This is a genomic window from Sporosarcina cyprini, assembly GCF_022048975.1.
GTDB lineage: Bacteria > Bacillota > Bacilli > Bacillales_A > Planococcaceae > Sporosarcina > Sporosarcina cyprini.
In genome coordinates this window covers 241,615-260,759 of record NZ_JAKMHX010000038.1, presented here as the reverse complement: position 1 = coordinate 260,759, position 19,145 = coordinate 241,615, and the positions used below count along the sequence as shown (strand labels likewise).

15 protein-coding genes are annotated in these 19,145 nt (G+C 46.8%); all 15 read left to right on the top strand.

What is annotated here, in order from left to right:
• Nucleotides 1-49 precede the first annotated feature (49 nt).
• The 15 genes from ileS (at nucleotide 50) to L7D49_RS19755 (ending at nucleotide 19,073) form a co-directional block, all read left to right on the top strand.
• Nucleotides 50-2,809 (top strand): isoleucine--tRNA ligase, encoded by a 2,760-nt coding sequence (gene ileS, locus L7D49_RS19825; protein WP_238084214.1) that lies wholly within the window; start codon nucleotides 50-52, stop codon nucleotides 2,807-2,809.
• A gap of 178 nt (nucleotides 2,810-2,987) precedes the next feature.
• On the top strand, nucleotides 2,988-3,464 hold the full coding sequence (lspA, locus tag L7D49_RS19820; RefSeq protein WP_238084212.1) for a signal peptidase II: 477 nt from the start codon (nucleotides 2,988-2,990) through the stop codon (nucleotides 3,462-3,464).
• The gene (locus L7D49_RS19815; protein ID WP_238084210.1) at nucleotides 3,464-4,378 is read left to right on the top strand and encodes an RluA family pseudouridine synthase; all 915 of its coding nucleotides are present in this window, start codon (nucleotides 3,464-3,466) and stop codon (nucleotides 4,376-4,378) included. The genes lspA and L7D49_RS19815 overlap by 1 nt, the downstream gene beginning before the upstream one ends.
• A 175-nt stretch (nucleotides 4,379-4,553) precedes the next feature.
• Nucleotides 4,554-5,129 (top strand): bifunctional pyr operon transcriptional regulator/uracil phosphoribosyltransferase PyrR, encoded by a 576-nt coding sequence (gene pyrR, locus L7D49_RS19810; protein WP_238084208.1) that lies wholly within the window; start codon nucleotides 4,554-4,556, stop codon nucleotides 5,127-5,129.
• Between the two features lie 27 nt (nucleotides 5,130-5,156).
• Nucleotides 5,157-6,443, top strand: coding sequence for a uracil-xanthine permease family protein (locus L7D49_RS19805; protein WP_238084205.1), 1,287 nt, complete (start codon nucleotides 5,157-5,159; stop codon nucleotides 6,441-6,443).
• A gap of 199 nt (nucleotides 6,444-6,642) precedes the next feature.
• Nucleotides 6,643-7,521, top strand: a complete 879-nt coding sequence (locus L7D49_RS19800; protein WP_238084203.1) for an aspartate carbamoyltransferase catalytic subunit — start codon at nucleotides 6,643-6,645, stop codon at nucleotides 7,519-7,521.
• Nucleotide 7,522: 1 nt separating this feature from the next.
• The gene (locus L7D49_RS19795) at nucleotides 7,523-8,800 is read left to right on the top strand and encodes a dihydroorotase (protein ID WP_238084201.1); all 1,278 of its coding nucleotides are present in this window, start codon (nucleotides 7,523-7,525) and stop codon (nucleotides 8,798-8,800) included.
• The gene (locus L7D49_RS19790) at nucleotides 8,800-9,900 is read left to right on the top strand and encodes a carbamoyl phosphate synthase small subunit (protein ID WP_238084199.1); all 1,101 of its coding nucleotides are present in this window, start codon (nucleotides 8,800-8,802) and stop codon (nucleotides 9,898-9,900) included. The genes L7D49_RS19795 and L7D49_RS19790 overlap by 1 nt, the downstream gene beginning before the upstream one ends.
• Nucleotides 9,893-13,090 (top strand): carbamoyl-phosphate synthase large subunit, encoded by a 3,198-nt coding sequence (gene carB, locus L7D49_RS19785; protein ID WP_238084197.1) that lies wholly within the window; start codon nucleotides 9,893-9,895, stop codon nucleotides 13,088-13,090. Before L7D49_RS19790 ends, carB begins: the two co-directional genes overlap by 8 nt.
• Nucleotides 13,087-13,863, top strand: a complete 777-nt coding sequence (locus tag L7D49_RS19780) for a dihydroorotate dehydrogenase electron transfer subunit (RefSeq protein ID WP_238084195.1) — start codon at nucleotides 13,087-13,089, stop codon at nucleotides 13,861-13,863. Before carB ends, L7D49_RS19780 begins: the two co-directional genes overlap by 4 nt.
• Nucleotides 13,860-14,774, top strand: a complete 915-nt coding sequence (locus L7D49_RS19775) for a dihydroorotate dehydrogenase (RefSeq protein WP_238084192.1) — start codon at nucleotides 13,860-13,862, stop codon at nucleotides 14,772-14,774. The genes L7D49_RS19780 and L7D49_RS19775 overlap by 4 nt, the downstream gene beginning before the upstream one ends.
• The gene (gene pyrF, locus L7D49_RS19770) at nucleotides 14,771-15,481 is read left to right on the top strand and encodes an orotidine-5'-phosphate decarboxylase (protein WP_238084188.1); all 711 of its coding nucleotides are present in this window, start codon (nucleotides 14,771-14,773) and stop codon (nucleotides 15,479-15,481) included. The genes L7D49_RS19775 and pyrF overlap by 4 nt, the downstream gene beginning before the upstream one ends.
• Nucleotides 15,481-16,110 (top strand): orotate phosphoribosyltransferase, encoded by a 630-nt coding sequence (gene pyrE / locus L7D49_RS19765; RefSeq protein ID WP_238084368.1) that lies wholly within the window; start codon nucleotides 15,481-15,483, stop codon nucleotides 16,108-16,110. The genes pyrF and pyrE overlap by 1 nt, the downstream gene beginning before the upstream one ends.
• Nucleotides 16,111-16,252: 142 nt before the next feature.
• Nucleotides 16,253-18,481, top strand: coding sequence for an S-layer homology domain-containing protein (locus tag L7D49_RS19760; RefSeq protein WP_238084186.1), 2,229 nt, complete (start codon nucleotides 16,253-16,255; stop codon nucleotides 18,479-18,481).
• A gap of 151 nt (nucleotides 18,482-18,632) precedes the next feature.
• On the top strand, nucleotides 18,633-19,073 hold the full coding sequence (locus L7D49_RS19755) for a hypothetical protein (protein ID WP_238084183.1): 441 nt from the start codon (nucleotides 18,633-18,635) through the stop codon (nucleotides 19,071-19,073).
• Nucleotides 19,074-19,145 lie beyond the last annotated feature (72 nt).

Sequence of the window (19,145 nt, the reverse complement as noted above, 5' to 3'; positions counted from 1 at the left end):
CGGTGCGGTTTCAATAAATATGATTTAAAACATTTGAGGAGGAATTTTGATGGAGTACAAAGATACGTTGCTCATGCCGCAGACAGATTTTCCGATGCGCGGTAATTTGCCGAACAAAGAACCGGAAATGCAAAAGAAATGGGAAGAAATGGACATTTACAAGAAAGTGCAAAAGCGCACGGAAGGTCGTCCTTTCTTCGTTTTACATGATGGACCTCCTTATGCAAATGGAGACCTCCATATGGGGCATGCACTGAACAAAGTGTTAAAGGACATGATTGTCCGTTATAAGTCGATGTCCGGCTTCCATGCGCCTTATGTTCCAGGCTGGGACACTCACGGCCTTCCGATTGAACAGGCACTGGTCAATAAAGGGGTTAACCGGAAAGAGCTATCTGTAGCGGAATTCCGGAAAATGTGTGAAGACTATGCATATAGCCAAATTGATAATCAACGTACGGAGTTTAAGCGGCTCGGAGTTCGTGGCGATTGGGAGAATCCGTATATTACGCTGAAGCCTGAGTTTGAATCTAGACAAATCGAAGTGTTTGGCGAGATGGCGAAGAAAGGCTATATTTACAAAGGCCTTAAGCCAGTCTATTGGTCTCCGTCCAGTGAATCTGCACTTGCTGAAGCGGAAATTGAATATAAAGATAAGAAATCACCATCCATCTATGTTGCATTCCCGATCAAAGATGGCCGCGGGGTCGTAGAGGAAGATGTGAAAATCGTCATCTGGACAACGACACCATGGACAATTCCTGCAAACTTAGGAATTTCATTGCACCCTGAATTCTCGTACGCTGTCGTCGAGACGGGCGGGGAAAAGTACATGCTTGCGAAAGACCTCGTTGAACATGTGGCGAAAGATATTGGCTGGGAAACATATGAAGTTCTAAAAGAAATCAAAGGGTCCGATTTGGATCGTGTCATTGCGAAACATCCTATCTATGATCGTGATTCTCTCGTTATGTTAGGAGAGCATGTCACGGCTGAAGCGGGTACCGGCTGTGTCCATACAGCTCCGGGACACGGGGAAGACGATTTTTATGTCTCCAAGCAATATGGAATTGAGGCGTTTTCACCGATCAACGACCGTGGTGTCATGACGGACGAAGCTCCTGGATTCGAAGGTATGTTTTATGAGGATGCAAACAAAGAAGTGACGAAGAAATTGGATGAAGTCGGCGCGCTTTTGAAGCTTTCTTTCATTACACACTCGTATCCGCATGACTGGCGTACGAAGAAGCCTGTCATCTTCCGTGCGACTGCGCAATGGTTTGCTTCCATCGAATCATTCCGCGGTGAATTGCTTGAAGCGATCCGCAATACGAAGTTCACACCGGAGTGGGGCGAAACTCGGCTTTATAACATGGTACGTGACCGCGGAGACTGGTGTATTTCCCGCCAGCGCGTCTGGGGTGTTCCGATCCCTGTATTCTACACGGAAAACGGCCAAGAAATCATTACGGACGAAACGATTGCACATGTAGCAAAATTGTTCCGAGAGCATGGTTCAAATATTTGGTTTGAATGGGATGCGAAAGAACTTCTGCCAGAAGGCTTTACACACGAAGGCAGCCCAAATGGACAGTTTACAAAAGAAACGGATATTATGGACGTTTGGTTCGATTCCGGTTCAACACATCAAGGTGTCTTAGTAGAGCGCGATGACCTTGTTTACCCTGCGGATCTTTATTTGGAAGGATCCGATCAATACAGAGGCTGGTTCAACTCCTCCTTGACAACAAGTGTTGCCATCAACGGCATTGCACCTTACAAAGGGTTATTGAGCCATGGCTTCACACTAGACGGCGAAGGCCGAAAAATGAGTAAATCACTCGGCAACACGATCGTTCCGGCGAAAGTGGTAAATCAACTCGGTGCGGATATTTTACGCTTATGGGTTTCTTCTGTCGACTATACGGCAGATGTCCGGGTATCCGATTCAAACTTTAAGCAAGTGTCTGAAGTGTACCGTAAAATCCGGAACACACTCCGTTTCTTGCACGGCAATACGTCGGATTTCAATCCATCTGTTGACAGCGTGACGTTCGCAGACTTGCGGCCAGTCGATCAATACGTGTATGTGAAATTGCAAGATTTGATCAAGGAAGTGCACAATGCATACGAAACGTACCATTTTGCAGATGTTTATCATGCAGTGAACAACTTCTGTACGAATGAATTGAGTTCGTTCTATCTTGATATTGCGAAAGATGTTGTTTATATCGAGGGGAAAGATCATCCACATCGCCGTGCAATGCAAACGGTTATGTATGAATCGCTTGTCACTTTATTAAAACTGTTATCACCTATTCTTCCGCATACTGCAGATGAAATGTGGGCTTATTTGGAACACGTCCAGGAAGAAAGTGTTCAATTGGTCGATATGCCGGAAAGCTTAGAGCTGGAAGGTGCTGAAGAGCTTCGTGCGCGATTTGCAAAATTGATGCTCGTGCGTGATGATGTATTGAAAGCATTGGAAGAGGCACGGAATGCAAAAGTGATCGGAAAATCACTTGAAGCGAAAGTGACCGTTGCCTTGCCGGACAAGATGAAAGGCATCTTGGATGCTGGAGATATCGATTTGGCGCAGTTCTTCATCGTCTCTCAATTTGAAGAAGGGGCGATGGATCAAATGCCAGAGGCTTCCTTGCAATTGGATAACGCAAGCGTCCTAGTTGAGAAGGCGGACGGAGAGAAATGTGAAAGATGCTGGACCATTTCTGAAACAGTCGGTTCGGATGCTGAACACCCAGCACTTTGTGCACGATGCGCAAACGTCGTGAAAACATACTACGTGTGAGAGTAGCAGCTGCAATAAAATAATTTTACAAGGAACGGCGGAGGAACCGATCAGGACCTCCGCCGTTTTTTGAATGAAAAATTATTTGATATAGCGATCTTGTTTTGACTCACATTTCATTTCCTCCTTCTTTTTGTGGTAAAATGAATCAGAATCTGTCGGACGGGGGTTTAGTTGAGTGGTTATTTACTACGGAATTGCCATTGTAGTCATCCTGCTGGATCAATTGACAAAATGGCTTGTTGTGAAAAATATGGAACTCGGTGAGAAAATCACCATCTGGGACCCATATATCGGGCTTTTATCGCACCGTAACCGAGGTGCGGCATGGGGGATGCTGGAAGGGCAAATGTGGCTATTCTATGTGGTGACACTGCTGGTTGTCGTGGGCATCATTTATTTCTTCCAGAAGGAAGGCAAAACGAATCGCCTGTTTGCAATCAGCCTCATGTTTCTGCTCGGTGGTGCCATCGGAAACTTCATAGACCGGATTTGGCGCAAGGAAGTAGTCGACTTTGTGGACGTTCTCATTCCAGTTATTAACTATGATTTCCCGATTTTCAATGTGGCAGATGCCGCATTAACGATTGGTGTCGTATTAATCATTATTCATGTCATAGCGGAAGAAAAAAAGAATAAGAAAAAGGTGTCTTAATGGAACAACACGAAATACAAATAACAGAGCAGCTGGAAGGGAATCGAATTGATAAAGCACTTTCCCTCTATAATCCAGACTGGTCTCGCACGCAAATTCAACAGTGGGTGAAGGACGGGGCTGTTTTAGTAAATGACATGACCGTAAAACCCAATATGAAAGTAAAACAGGGTGATCTCGTAACAGTTACGGAGCCTGAACCTGAAGAACTGGATATAGTCTCGGAAGATCTTAATTTGGATATCGTATATGAGGACAGCGATGTGCTCGTCGTCAATAAGCCGCGCGGCATGGTCGTCCATCCTGCGCCAGGCCATCTTTCCGGTACGCTCGTAAACGGTTTGATGCATCACTGTACGGATCTATCCGGCATCAATGGCGTCCTGCGCCCTGGTATTGTCCATCGGATTGACAAAGATACTTCAGGTCTTTTGATGGTGGCGAAGAACGATAAGGCACACGTATCTCTAGTTAACCAATTAGTGGCTAAAACCGTGACCCGTGTCTATACTGCGCTTGTACATGGCCATATCCCGCATGATAACGGTACGATTGATGCTCCGATCGGACGGGATCCGAGAGACCGTCAAAGCATGACGGTTGTTGATCATGGCAAGCATGCAGTGACCCATTTTAAAGTACTCGAACGCTTCGGTGATTTCACTTTAGTTGAATGCCGGTTGGAGACGGGCCGGACTCATCAAATCCGTGTGCATATGAAATATATCGGGTATCCGCTTGCAGGTGATCCGAAGTATGGGCCGAAAAAGACAATTGACTTCGGCGGACAAGTCCTTCATGCCGGCATCATCGGCTTTGACCATCCTTCAACGGGTGAATATATGGAGTTTTCCAAGCCATTGCCGGAGGACTTCCAGCAACTGCTTGAAAAAATGCGAGAAGAAAAGCATTGACATCGGAAATAGATGGCAGTATACTAATCACAGCAAATGAATAGCGATACCTTTAAAGACAGTCCAGAGAGGCTGGGAAGGTTGCACGGAAGTACAGTAGAATTGCTGCGCGCAATTCGTGTATGAATTTTTCTGTACGTATGCCCTCCCGCCATAAATGGCTGGAGGGTTTTTTATGAAATCAATTGAACAATCGGAGGGGTGCGATTTGGTAGAAAAAGCTAGTATTCTTGATGAACAAGCCATCGCAAGGGCGGTCACAAGGATTGCACATGAAATCATTGAGCGGAATCGGGGAATTGACGAATGTATTCTGGTCGGAATTAAAACAAGAGGGGCTGTATTGGCAAAACGTCTTGCGGACAAGATAGCACAGATCGAAGGCCGGCCAATTCTTACGGGTGAGTTAGACATCACGTTATATCGGGATGACTTGCAACTCAAACATGAAAGCCAGGAACCGGAAGTGCACCAAGTAGATATTCAGCACGACGTTAACAATAAAAAAGTGATTCTTGTGGATGATGTTCTCTATACGGGCAGAACAGTCCGCGCCGCGATGGACGCGGTTATGGATTTGGGCCGGCCTGCCGCCATTCAACTTGCGGTGCTTGTAGACCGGGGCCATCGTGAATTACCGATCCGGCCCGATTTTGTCGGAAAGAATATCCCGACATCGAGCGAAGAGCGCGTTGTCGTCAATGTCAATGAAGAAGACGGCAAAGATGGCGTCACTATACACATTAAATAGAGAATTGGGTAACGGAGGTACAGGAACATGAGCGACAAAGTTTTGGATGTACATGAAAGACCTCAAGCGGGCAAATGGTTGGTTCTTAGCTTGCAGCATATGTTTGCCATGTTCGGAGCGACAATATTAGTGCCAACGTTAGTAGATTTAAGTCCGGCGATCGCCTTATTAACGAGTGGAATTGCAACAATAGTATTCGTGCTGGTCACAAGATTTCAAGTGCCTGCATATTTAGGATCATCATTCGCCTTCATTGCACCTATTATTGCGGCGACGAATACAGGCGGTATAGGAAGTGCCATGATCGGAAGCTTGTTTGTCGCACTGGTCTATGCGCTCGTGTCGCTGGTCATATGGAAAACCGGTTATCGATGGATTATGAAAATCCTGCCGCCGGTTGTGGTAGGGCCGGTCATTATGGTAATCGGACTCGGCGTAGCGCCGGTAGCTGTGCAAATGGCCAGCATGATTGAAGTGGACGGCGTTCAAACGTACAGCCTTCTCCATTTTTCTGCAGCACTTGTTACACTGCTGACATCGATTATCTGCCTGATGTTTTTCCGAGGCGTCATTAGCCTGATGCCGGTATTGATCGGAATTGTTGTTGGCTACTTGTATTCTTGGCAAATCGGCATCATCAACTTCGCACCGATTAAAAAAGCGGACTTCATCCAAATTCCTGAGTTCCTGATCCCAGGTGTCGATTATGAATTCGTCATCACGCCAACACTGCTCGCCATCATGGTGCCGATCGCTATCGTAACCATTTCTGAGCATATTGGACACCAGCTTGTCCTCGGACGGGTTGTGGAACGGGATTTCATTAAAAACCCAGGATTGAACCGTTCATTACTTGGTGATGGATTAGGGACTTTCATAAGCGGATTGCTCGGCGGACCTCCGAAAACGACTTACGGTGAAAACATTGGGGTTATGGCAATCACGAAAGTATATAGCGTTTATGTAATTATCGGCGCAGCTGTATTCGCCATCCTGTTTTCCTTCATGGGTAAAGTGATGGCTGCCATCACAACGATCCCTACTGCGGTTCTCGGCGGCGTGTCCATTCTCCTCTTCGGTATCATCGCCTCATCCGGACTTCGGATGCTGGTAGATCACAAGGTGGATTTCGGAGAACAGCGCAATCTGGTCATCGCTTCCATTATCCTTGTCATTGGAGTAGGCGGCGCTTCCATCCATATTAGTGAAACATTCCAAGTAGGCGGCATGGCGCTGGCAGCGATTGTCGGAGTTGTTTTGAACCTTGTGCTTCCTGGAAGAAAGAACGAAACAATGATGGATGAAACTGAATAAGTAAGACCTTTTAACATTGTCCAGAGAGGCAAGGAAAGGTTCGATTGACGGTGACATGCCCCTAATTATTGGGGGAATGGCAGACCCGTCTCTTTAAACGAGCCTTTCCACCACTGGAAAGGCTCGTTTTTTCATAAGCATGGAACATATGACGACACAACAAAGCAGGCGAAGGTTGAACAATTAGGAGGGAACAAAAATGAAACATCTACTATCTATGAAACATCTTTCAACTGACGAAATCATGATGATCCTGGAACGTGCAGAGCAATTTAAGAAATATGGAATTCGTCGAACACCATCTCCATACATAATCAGTAATTTGTTTTTCGAACCGAGTACAAGAACTAAAACGAGTTTCGAGATGGCGGAGTTGAAATTGGGTCTTGATGTCCTTCCGTTCGAACCTGGATTCTCCAGTGCATTAAAGGGAGAGAGCCTTTACGATACGGTGAAAACGTTGGAAGCGATCGGCTTGGATGCATTGGTTATCCGGCATCCGGAAGATGGTTATTATGAGCCGCTGCTCGACAACGTTAATGTTTCATTGATCAATGCGGGTGACGGCTCTGGCCAGCATCCGACGCAGTCCTTACTAGACTTGTACACGATCAAAGAGGAGTTTGGCAGTTTTGAAGGCTTAAAAGTATTGATCGCAGGGGATGTTGCCCATAGCCGGGTAGCCCGTTCCAATGCGGATGCTCTGAAACGGCTTGGCGCGGAAGTTACGTTCCTTTGCCCGCCAGAGTGGGCTGGAGAGTTTGACTGTGTAGATTGTTGGGATGAAGTCATTAGAACAAGTGATGTCGTTATGCTCCTTCGGGTTCAGCATGAACGGCATGATGAGCAAACGTCACTGACGAAAGAAAGCTATCATGCACAGTACGGACTCACGGTTGATCGGGAGTCGATGATGAAAGAGAAAGCAATCATCATGCACCCGGCACCAGTCAATCGAGATGTAGAAATAGCAGATTCCTTAATTGAATGCGGACGTTCCCGCATATTCAAGCAAGTTGAAAACGGTGTTTACGTAAGAGCGGCAATTCTAGACATGATATCAAGGGGGAAACAATGAAATGAATACGATTCTGACAGATGTCCAGCTGATAAATAATGAAGGAGTTGCCGTTACGGCAGATATTAAAATGAAAGACGATGTAATTTGCGAGATTGGCCAGAATTTAGATCGTCAGGATGCGACAGTCATTGCAGGTGAAGGACTTTGGGCAGCTCCAGGATTCATCGATGTGCATGTGCATTTGCGTGAGCCCGGCGGCGAGCATAAGGAAACGATTGATTCCGGAACACTTGCAGCTGCCAAGGGGGGCTACACGACAATCTGTGCGATGCCGAATACAAGACCCGTTCCTGATACGAAAGAAAATCTGGCGCATGTCAATTCGCTCATTCGTGAAAATGCACATATTCGTGTATTGTCTTATGCTTCCATTACGATTCGGGAAGCAGGGAAAGAGCGAACAGATCTGGCTGCACTAAAAGAAGAGGGAGCATTTGCCTTTACAGACGATGGTGTCGGTGTCCAGCAGGCTGGAATGATGTACGAGGCGATGCAGGATGCAGCCAAACTGGATATGGCCATTGTTGCTCACTGTGAAGACAATACATTGATATACGGCGGTTCCATGCATGAAGGAAAGCGAAACAAAGAACTTGGTTTAACAGGCATACCTTCCATCGCTGAATCTGTGCATATTGCAAGGGATATTTTGCTGGCGGAAGCGGCAGGGGCACATTACCATGTATGCCACGTCAGCACAAAGGAATCAGTGAGAGTCATCCGGGATGCGAAAAAGGCGGGAGTCCGTGTGACGGCTGAAGTCACGCCTCACCATCTCTTGCTATGTGAAGATGATATTCCGGGCGATGATGCAGATTGGAAGATGAACCCTCCGCTCAGAAGCAGCGAAGATCGCGACGCACTTATTGAAGGCTTGCTGGACGGGACGATCGATTTCATTGCGACAGATCATGCTCCTCATACGGCTGAGGAAAAGGCAGCAGGGTTCGCGAAGGCACCATTCGGCATTACAGGATTTGAGACAGCTTTCCCACTGTTGTATACGCACTTCGTCAAGAAAGGCGAATGGACTTTAAAACAATTAGTAGATTGGATGACTGTGAAGCCAGCTCGTGTATTTGGCTTGCCATATGGAACAATCGAAGTCGGAGCTAAAGCGGATCTAGTCTTGCTAGATTTGAATAAAGAACAGACCATCGACCGTTCGACATTCATTTCAAAAGGGAAGAACACGCCATTTGACGGCTGGACATGTTTTGGATGGCCGGCGACAACAATCTTCGAAGGCAAAATCGTTTGGAAGGATGGGGAATGATGAAGACAAGATATCTCGTATTAGAGGACGGCACTGTGTTCAAAGGGGAAGCTTTTGGATCTGAGAAGGCTACCATCGGAGAAACGGTTTTTACGACAGGAATGACTGGTTATCAGGAAGCGATATCTAACCCATCCGGTTATGGCCAAATTGTAGTTATGACGTATCCAATGATCGGAAATACAGGCATCAACCGAGACGATTATGAATCAATCGAACTAGCAATCAACGGAATCGTTGTCCGGGAATATAGCGACGAGCCATCCAACTTCCGTAGCGCCATGACGTTAGGCGACCTTCTGAAACTAAAAGGGATTCCGGGTATCCAAGGAATTGATACGCGAAAGTTGACCCGTTTGCTGCGTGAAAAGGGCCCGTTGAAAGGCAAGCTGACAGCGGCAGGTGAAGAATTGGATGCTAGTTTAGCCATTGGTGAAGCAAAGGCATATGAAATTCCTGTAAACCAAGTCGCTTCCATTTCAACAAAGAAGCCATATTCCAGCCCAGGACAGGGTAAGCGTGTTGTCGTCATCGACTTCGGTTTGAAACATGGGTTGCTGCGAGAGCTGAACAAACGTGACTTTGACGTAATTGTTGTACCATATAATACTTCGACTGAAGCTATTCTTTCGCTTGTGCCGGACGGTATTTTATTGTCTAACGGACCTGGCAATCCGGAAGACGTAGAAGGGGCAGCAGATACAATCAAACATCTTATCGGGAACGCGCCAATCTTTGGTATCGGGCTTGGCCATCAACTACTTGCCATGTCATACGGAGCAAAAATCCAAAAGATGAAAAACGGACATAGCGGCGGGAATTATCCAGTGAAGGACTTGACGACTGGAAGGACAGAACTGACTTCCCAAAGCCACAGTTATGTGCTGGAGGAATCCTCCATCGCTTCAACACCACTTACCGTTACGCACCGGGCGCTGAATGACGGAACAATCGAAGGGATCTGTCACGAAACGGATCGTGTATTCTCGGTCCAATTCCATCCGGAGGCATCGCCAGGACCGCATGACGCCAGCCATCTGTTTGACCGCTTTGACAACGTAATGAATGCCAGCACTCGAAAGGAGAATTTCAATGCCTAAACGTCAAGACATCCAAACGATCCTCGTCATCGGTTCAGGGCCGATTGTCATCGGTCAAGCAGCAGAGTTCGACTATGCAGGAACACAAGCATGCCTGTCTTTAAAAGAAGAAGGATACCGTGTTATTCTCATCAACTCCAACCCGGCGACGATCATGACAGACACGGAAATTGCAGACAAAGTTTATATCGAGCCGATCACACTCGACTTCGTTAGCCGGATCATCCGCAAAGAACGCCCGGATGCCCTCCTTCCGACACTCGGAGGACAAACTGGGCTCAATATGGCGATTGAACTTCAAGAATCGGGCATTTTGGATGAGCTAGGCATTGAAATCTTGGGGACGAAATTGGATGCGATCCATAAAGCGGAAGACCGCGACTTGTTCCGCACGCTGATGAATGAATTAGGCGAACCGGTGCCGGAAAGTGAAATTGTTCATAACTTGCAGGAAGCACAGGCCTTTGTAAAGGAAATCGGCTATCCGGTCATCGTACGCCCGGCCTTCACATTAGGAGGCACTGGCGGCGGCATTTGCTACAACGATCAAGATTTAGAGGAAATCGTCACAAGCGGCTTGAAATACAGCCCCGTGACGCAATGCCTTCTTGAAAAATCCATTGCTGGTTATAAAGAAATAGAATATGAAGTCATGCGGGATTCTGCCGATAATGCCATCGTCGTTTGCAATATGGAAAACGTCGACCCGGTCGGCATCCATACAGGCGACTCCATCGTCGTCGCGCCATGCCAGACGATGACAGACCGCGAAAACCAGATGCTTCGGAATGTATCACTTAAAATTATTCGCGCGCTTAAAATCGAAGGCGGCTGCAACGTGCAGCTCGCTCTGGACCCGCATAGTTTCAACTATTACATTATTGAAGTGAATCCGCGGGTAAGCCGTTCTTCTGCCCTAGCTTCAAAAGCGACAGGTTACCCAATTGCCAAGCTGGCTGCAAAGATCGCAGTCGGCCTCACATTGGACGAAATGAAAAACCCGGTAACCGGTTCAACTTACGCGTGCTTCGAGCCGACGATCGACTATATCGTCAGTAAGATTCCTCGCTGGGCGTTCGATAAATTTGAATCTGCAAAGCGAAATCTTGGCACGCAAATGAAAGCGACGGGCGAAGTGATGGCGATCGGACGGACATTCGAGGAATCGATTTTAAAAGCAGTCCGCTCATTGGAGACTGGCCAATTCGGCCTTTCATTGAAACACGCAGATGAACTGACGGATGAATGGATTGAAAAGCGGATCAGACGGGCTGGGGATGAGCGGCTCTTCTTCATCGGTGAGGCGCTGCGACGCGGAGTGACAATCGAGACAATCCATGACTGGAGCCAGATCGACCTGTTTTTCTTACGGAAACTAGAGAAGATCGTGGCAATGGAAAGGGAGTTGCAAGCCGATCCATTCAACGTAGATGTTCTTTATAAAGCGAAGCGAATGGGCTTTTCTGATGTGACGGTTGCTGCATTATGGAATAAAGAGCAACGGGAAGTATACGATTTCCGTAAAGAAAATGGGATTATTCCGGTGTATAAAAAAGTCGATACATGCGCGGGTGAATATGAGTCAGATACGCCGTATTTTTATGGAACTTACGAGGAAGAGAACGAATCAGTTAAATCGGATAAGAAAAGTGTTGTCGTCCTTGGCTCAGGTCCAATACGGATTGGGCAAGGCGTCGAATTCGACTATGCGACAGTCCATTCCGTATGGGCAATCCAGCAAGCGGGTTACGAAGCAATCATTATCAACAACAATCCGGAGACGGTATCAACAGACTTCTCGATTTCGGATAAATTATATTTCGAACCTCTGACAATTGAAGATGTCATGCATATTATCGATTTGGAGCAGCCAGAAGGAGTCATCGTCCAATTTGGAGGGCAGACAGCCATCAATCTAGCTGACGCATTGGAAGAACGGGGAGTCAACATTATCGGCACATCCCTTGAAGATATCGACCGAGCTGAAAATCGAGATAAGTTCGAGAAGGCTCTTCGTGAAATCGGAATCCCACAGCCGCTTGGCAAAACAGCCGTATCTGTTGAGGAAGCAGTCGTTATTGCGAATGAAATCGGCTACCCTGTACTCGTCAGACCATCTTATGTACTCGGCGGACGGGCGATGGAAATCGTTTATCGGGAAGAAGAATTGCTCCACTACATGGAACATGCTGTGGAAGCGAGCCCGGCGCATCCGGTTCTGATCGACCGCTATTTGACAGGAACCGAAATTGAAGTGGATGCCATTTGCGACGGAGTCAATGTATTGATTCCAGGCATCATGGAACATATTGAACGCGCTGGCGTTCACTCCGGGGACTCGATCGCCGTTTATCCGCCGCAAAACCTATCGGCATCGATGGTGGAGACAATCGTCGATTATACGAAACGGCTTGCAATCGGATTGAACATCAAAGGGTTGCTTAACATCCAATTTGTTATCTCGGAAGGCCAAGTATATGTTATCGAGGTAAACCCGCGTTCCAGCCGGACTGTACCATTCTTAAGCAAGATTACAAATCTGCCGATGGCCAATATCGCAACGAAAGCCATACTTGGCCAATCCATCACAGAGCAAGGGTATAAGACAGGGCTTGCCCAGGCTCCAGCCGGGGTTTATGTCAAAGTGCCGGTATTCTCATTCGCTAAGCTTCGAAGAGTGGATATCACGCTCGGACCTGAGATGAAATCAACGGGAGAAGTTATGGGGAAAGACATTACACTTGAAAAAGCTTTATATAAAGGACTAGTTGCAGCCGGCATGCAAATTAAAGAGTACGGCTCCGTGCTGATGACTGTATCCGACAAGGATAAAGAGGAAATGGTTGACCTCGCTGAAAGATTCATCAAGATTGGCTATCGGATTTTGGCGACGGAAGGCACAGCGAAAGTGTTGGAAGCTGCCGGAATGAACGTAAAAACAGTAGGGAAAATAGGGGCGGAAGGTCCGACTTTATTGGATGTGATCCAAAAAGGGGAAGCACAACTGGTCATTAACACATTGACGAAGGGCAAACAGCCTGAGCGTGATGGTTTCAGAATTCGCAGGGAGTCTGTTGAAAACGGAATTCCATGCCTGACGTCCATCGATACGGCGGATGCTATGCTCCGTGTGATTGAATCGATGTCCTTCCAGACAGACCATATGCCAAAACAACAGGTGGTACTATGATTATTCAAGAGCAAATGAAAGTCGTACGGCACGCTGAAATAGCCGAACATATTTTTGAACTGACACTAGCCGGAAAACTGGTCGGGGAAATCTCTTCCCCTGGCCAGTTTGTCCATGTCCGCGTATCTGAAACAATGGAGCCTTTGCTTAGAAGACCCATATCAATCGCCTCGATAGATAAAGAATTATCCCAAATGACGATTATTTATCGAGCTGAAGGACGAGGCACAAAGCTCCTCTCGAGCAAATTAACCGGGGAAACTGTAAATGTGCTTGGCCCTCTAGGAAATGGTTTTCCTGTCGAAGAAACAGCTGCTGGCGAAACGGCTGTTTTGATTGGGGGAGGCATCGGTGTTCCTCCATTATATGAATTATCGAAGCAACTGACGGCAAAAGGCGTCAAATGCATCCACATCCTTGGATTCCAGACGGATGCGGTATGTTTTTACGAGGAACAGTTCAAACAACTGGGCGATACGTATATCGCTACGGTAGATGGATCTAGAGGAACACAAGGTTTTGTCACGGATGTGATGGCACAATTGGATAACGATTTTGCTACGTATTACAGCTGTGGCCCGATGCCGATGTTACAAGCAGTGCAAGCTACTTATTCGGAGAAAAAAGGGTTTCTGTCATTTGAACAACGGATGGGTTGTGGCATTGGCGCCTGCTTCGCTTGCGTTTGCCATACAACCGAACAAACAGGACAGGACTATGTCAAAGTTTGCTCGGACGGTCCAGTATTTCCAGCGGGGGTGGTCTCCATATGAACAGATTAGCAGTGAAACTTCCTGGCCTGGAGTTAAAAAATCCGGTTATGCCAGCATCTGGCTGCTTCGGTTTCGGAAAAGAATACGCGAATTTCTATGATTTATCGAAGCTCGGCGCTATAATGATCAAGGCGACGACACTGGAGACAAGATTCGGCAACCCGACACCGCGTGTGGCGGAGACGGCTTCCGGCATGCTGAATGCAATCGGCCTGCAAAATCCAGGTCTTACAAGCGTCATGGAAAATGAATTGCCTTGGCTCGAACAGTTTGATGTTCCCATTATTGCGAATGTGGCAGGAACGGAGACAGCGGATTACGTAGAAGTGGCAAAAACCATTTCGACGGCTCCTAATGTGAAGGCATTGGAATTGAATATTTCCTGTCCGAACGTCAAATGCGGCGGCATCACTTTTGGAACCGATCCAGTACAAGCTCGTGATTTGACGGCAGCTGTGAAAGAAGTATCAAAAGTGCCGGTTTACGTTAAACTATCTCCAAATGTGACGGATATTAAGGAGATCGCCAAAGCTGTTGAGGAAGGCGGCGCAGACGGACTGACCATGATCAACACACTTATCGGCATGCGCCTCGACCATAAAACCGGCCGCCCGGTCATCGCGAACGGTACAGGCGGATTGTCCGGCCCTGCGGTCAAACCGGTCGCCATCCGGATGGTGTATGAAGTGAGCCAGATGGTTAATATTCCAATCATCGGAATGGGCGGTATCTCGGAAGCCGATGATGTTATTGATTTCCTATCAGCAGGTGCGAGTGCTGTAGCTGTCGGAACAGCCAATTTTGTCGATCCTTTCGTTTGTCCGAACATCATTGAGGAATTGCCAGCAAAGTTGGACGAGCTAGGAATAGGCCAACTATCTGAACTTGTAGGAAGGAGCCATCGATTATGAAAACATCCCCGATCATCGCATTAGATTTTGATTCCGCTGAAAAGGCGTTTGCATTTTTGCAACCGTTTGATGGAGATGTAAGCGTTAAGGTGGGTATGCAGCTTTATTACAAAGAGGGGCCATCCATCGTAGCGAAACTGAAAGAGCTTGGATTCGATGTTTTCCTGGACTTGAAATTGCACGATATCCCAAATACCGTAAAATCCGCTATGGAAGTTCTGGCCGGCTTTGGCGTTGATCTTGTCAATGTCCATGCGGCAGGTGGAAAAACGATGATGGAAGCCGCATTGGAAGGCCTGGACAAAGGTACACCGGCAGGCTTGAAACGTCCAGCTCTCATCGGCGTCACACAGCTCACTTCGACAGACGAAAAGCAAGTCGCAGAAGAGCAGCTGATCCGTGTGCCGCTTGAGGAATCTGTTCTTCACTATGCAAAATTGACGAAAGCAGCCGGTTTGGATGGAGTAGTCTGTTCAGTCCACGAGTCAGCTGCTATAGCAGAAGCGTGTGGCCGAGAATTTTTGAAGGTCACGCCAGGCATCCGTTTGCCGCAAGGAGACACACAGGACCAGAAGCGGATTGCGACGCCTGAAGAAGCAAGACTTGCAGGTTCTACCCATATTGTCGTCGGACGCGCCATCACTGGATCGGCAGAACCGAAAGCGGCATACGACCTAATAAACGCTTTATGGAAAGGACAGAACTAATTATGAGTCAAAAGGAAATTGCTAAAATTTTGTTGAATGTCGGTGCAGTTGAATTAAGCCCGAACGATCCCTTTACATGGGCATCCGGTATTCAATCACCTATATACTGCGATAACCGGTTAACAATGTCCGATCCAAACGGCCGCAAACAAATCGCGGAAGGACTTGCTGAACTAGTTCGCACTCATTTCCCAGAAACTACTTTAATTGCCGGGACAGCAACAGCAGGCATACCGCACGCTGCGTGGGTTGCGGATATCCTTGGGCTCCCGATGGTTTACATCCGCTCGAAAGCAAAGGGACATGGCAGAAGCAAGCAAATTGAAGGGAAAGCGGCTGCAAATGACAAAGCCGTCATTATCGAAGATTTGATTTCCACTGGAGGAAGCAGTTTGAACGCAGTAGAAGCTTTACGGTCAGAAGGAGTCGAAGTGACGGGTGTCGTTTCAATCTTTACATATGAATTGGCAAGCGCGGACTCTGCTTTTTCTGAAGCAGGGCTCGTCTACAAAAGCTTGACTAATTTCGGTTCATTAGCAGAAGCTGCAGTTGAAAGCGGAGCAATCAGCAATGAATCAATGGATGGACTGCTGGCGTGGCATGGAAAGTTGAAAGAAGGCTTGTTGTAATAAAATAAGTTGTGAATGCAAAGCGTTATGTCTTTTCACAGGGCATAACGCTTTTTTACGCAGGATTCGACAGTATATACCTATTTTGTAATTGATGGTAAACTGAATGGTGTATCATGGTGAATGAGGTGAAGATCAACAGATGAAAAAATTGATGAGATTTGCATTTCTCATTCTCGTTGCAGCTGTACTGGTGACCGCGCCGAATGCAGAAGCCAATGAACGCCGGGCAGTTCAAGAGGAGAGGGTGACTCCCTTTACCGATATTACAAATGAGTTTTGGGCTAAAAATGAAATTATGTGGCTAGTAGATCAAGGAATCATGACGGGATATCGCGATTTGCAATTCCGCCCATCCACTGCGATGACGATGGGAGAAGCAGCGCAGGCATTCAATCGTGCTAAATCCATACCAGGATTGCCAGATGAATCAGGTAAGGGTTATGAGAATGAAGAATTGCTCATACAAGCGATGCATAACGCTGGAATTTTTCAAACACCTGCCAATGGCTTGTTGACGAAAGAGAGCGTAATGACAATCGGCCAGTTGAAAACGGCAATTCGCCAAGCCTTCGAGTTAACTGATGATAAGATAGAGGAAATCTGGCCAGCTGACAGTCAAAGACAAGGAAAGGCTGCGTTATTCAGAATCAAAAACCCGGTTCAGAAAAAAGCGTTGCTTGAAAGAGGAGCAGTCGACCGTGCCACCTTCTCAGCCGTGCTTTACAATGCGATGAAAGAAAAGAACATGGGACCTGACGATAAAAATTATGAGTTGTCGGCAGCAATTCAATCACCAGACTTTTCTCCTGCAATAGGGCGAATGCATTTAGAGAAGGTTTCATTTGATGAACATCCAATCTACTTGCGTTCCGAAAAACCGATCCAATTTACAGGTCATACCCGAATTGATAACGATTTCTCCAGAGATAATACTTATCTTTACGAGGTAGGCGAAGAAGGAACAACGATCGAATTGACCGTTCGATCATTTGATAATGGGGACTACTTCCTGTTCTCCAAGCTGGAAAATCCAACGGGCGAAGCGGTTACGGTCGATGTCTTGCAAAAGGAAAACTACGTGGACAGCTATGAGCTGTACCGGTTTGACCAGCATCCAATTAAACGGAATAGCGAGGATTTGTTTAATGCAGATCTGACATCCTATCCAACGGGCGTCCTTCGTTTTCTCAATGAGGACGGGTCGGTGCAGGAGCGGATGGTTGGCCAATCCTACCGTTCCAGGCAGCTTGCAATGGACTATGCGGAAGGCGGCCATAGCCGGATGCGTGAACTGCTCGCCGAAGAGGAATCATTGTCATTTACCCAAGTCGGCTCCACTTTTATGTCCGTCCATGCCTTGAAATCTAAAGGGAATGACATAGTCGATCAATGGTATTTGAATTCGGAGAATATGCTCTTCAACAAAGATGCACATCGGGAATCATGGATGCTAGAGAGCGCACAATACTATAAGAAACGGAACAATTGGTATACTGCGATCGGCCCCTTCAATAAGATGGTGACGACAACAGAACCACTGCCGGAAAATGGGCAGGGGTACGGCAGAAGTTTGTTGCTTATGAAAGAAGATCGGGCAATGACGTTGTTCCATGAACAGCAGGACCGATACTTTGAAAACTTGATTTATAATGCATTCGTTAATTTGAAAAACTTCAGGGGCGATAAGCCGTATTGGGAAACGGAAGTGACGAGTACGTATCTGAAAGGGCTATATGGCATCACAGCTCCGTTCATTGACACCCGATTCAATGAACAGATCGCATTGTTTTATTATCGGAGCGGCGATGAGTTCGATATTAGCGAGTATAAAGAACCGCTACGAAATTATGCGGATTTATTAGTCTCACAAAAAGAGCAGGGTCATGTAATCCCTGTCTCTAAAGATGCGTACTATATTTCGGACTATTTCCCGATCATACAGGAAGGACCGACGCACGCGTCCATGAACCACGTACTCGGCGGCATGAACATCCTATTGATGGCGTACAACGAATTCGGGGACGATAGGTACTTGGAAACGGCAAAGTCGATCCAAAATGCGATCGTCATTAACAAGGATGATTGGATTCGGGATAACGGGGATATTTGGTATCGCATCTCACCGGACTATGGCTATAAAGGCGATGATTACAAGCATTTGACCTTAGAGGACCTCATCAATTCTTATAGCTTATGGGAGCCGATCGATCCAAGCTTTCTCCCTGTACTAGAAGAGATGATCGCATCCAAAGCGTCATATTTGTCTAGTGAAAAACTCGGCTATACAACGAAAATCAAAAATGGACTTAGCAAACTCGGTTTGCTGAAATACTTGCCGGATGGTGAGGAACGGACAGACGCGCTGTAAGTAAGTGATTTACTTCATGCTACAACTAGCGGACTGCAGATGAGCTCGTGGTATAGCGGGTTTGTTTGTGGTCTGTTTTTGTGTTGGAATTAATTTTGGTGGGGGCTACTGGCGTTCAATTGGATTACTTAGCGTTCGGCAGGAGTTATTGGTGTTCAATTTGATTAATTGGCGTTCATCCGGAGTTATTGGCGTTCAAATCATTTATCTGGCTTTCGTTCCAGTATACTGGCGTTCAACTCGATTATCTGGCGTTCATTCCGGTATACTGGCGTTCAAATCATTTATCTGGCGTTCGTTCCAGTATTCTGGCGTTCAAATCATTTATCTGGCGTTCGTTCCGGTATACTGGCGTTCAGCTCGATTATCTGGCGTTCGTTCCGGTATACTGGCGTTCAACTCATTTATCTGGCGTTCATTCCGGTATACTGTCGTTCGGCTCATTTATCTGGCGTTCAACTCGATTATCTGGCGTTCGTTTCGGTATACTGGCGTTCATTCCGGTAAACTGGCGTTCAACTCGATTATCTGGCGTTCATTCCGGTATACTGGCGTTCAACTCAATTATCTGGCGTTCATTCCGATATACTAGTGTTCAGCTCAAATATCTAGTGTTCATTAAAAATAATGGGGGCCAACCGCCAATACTTACTTCGATCCTAAA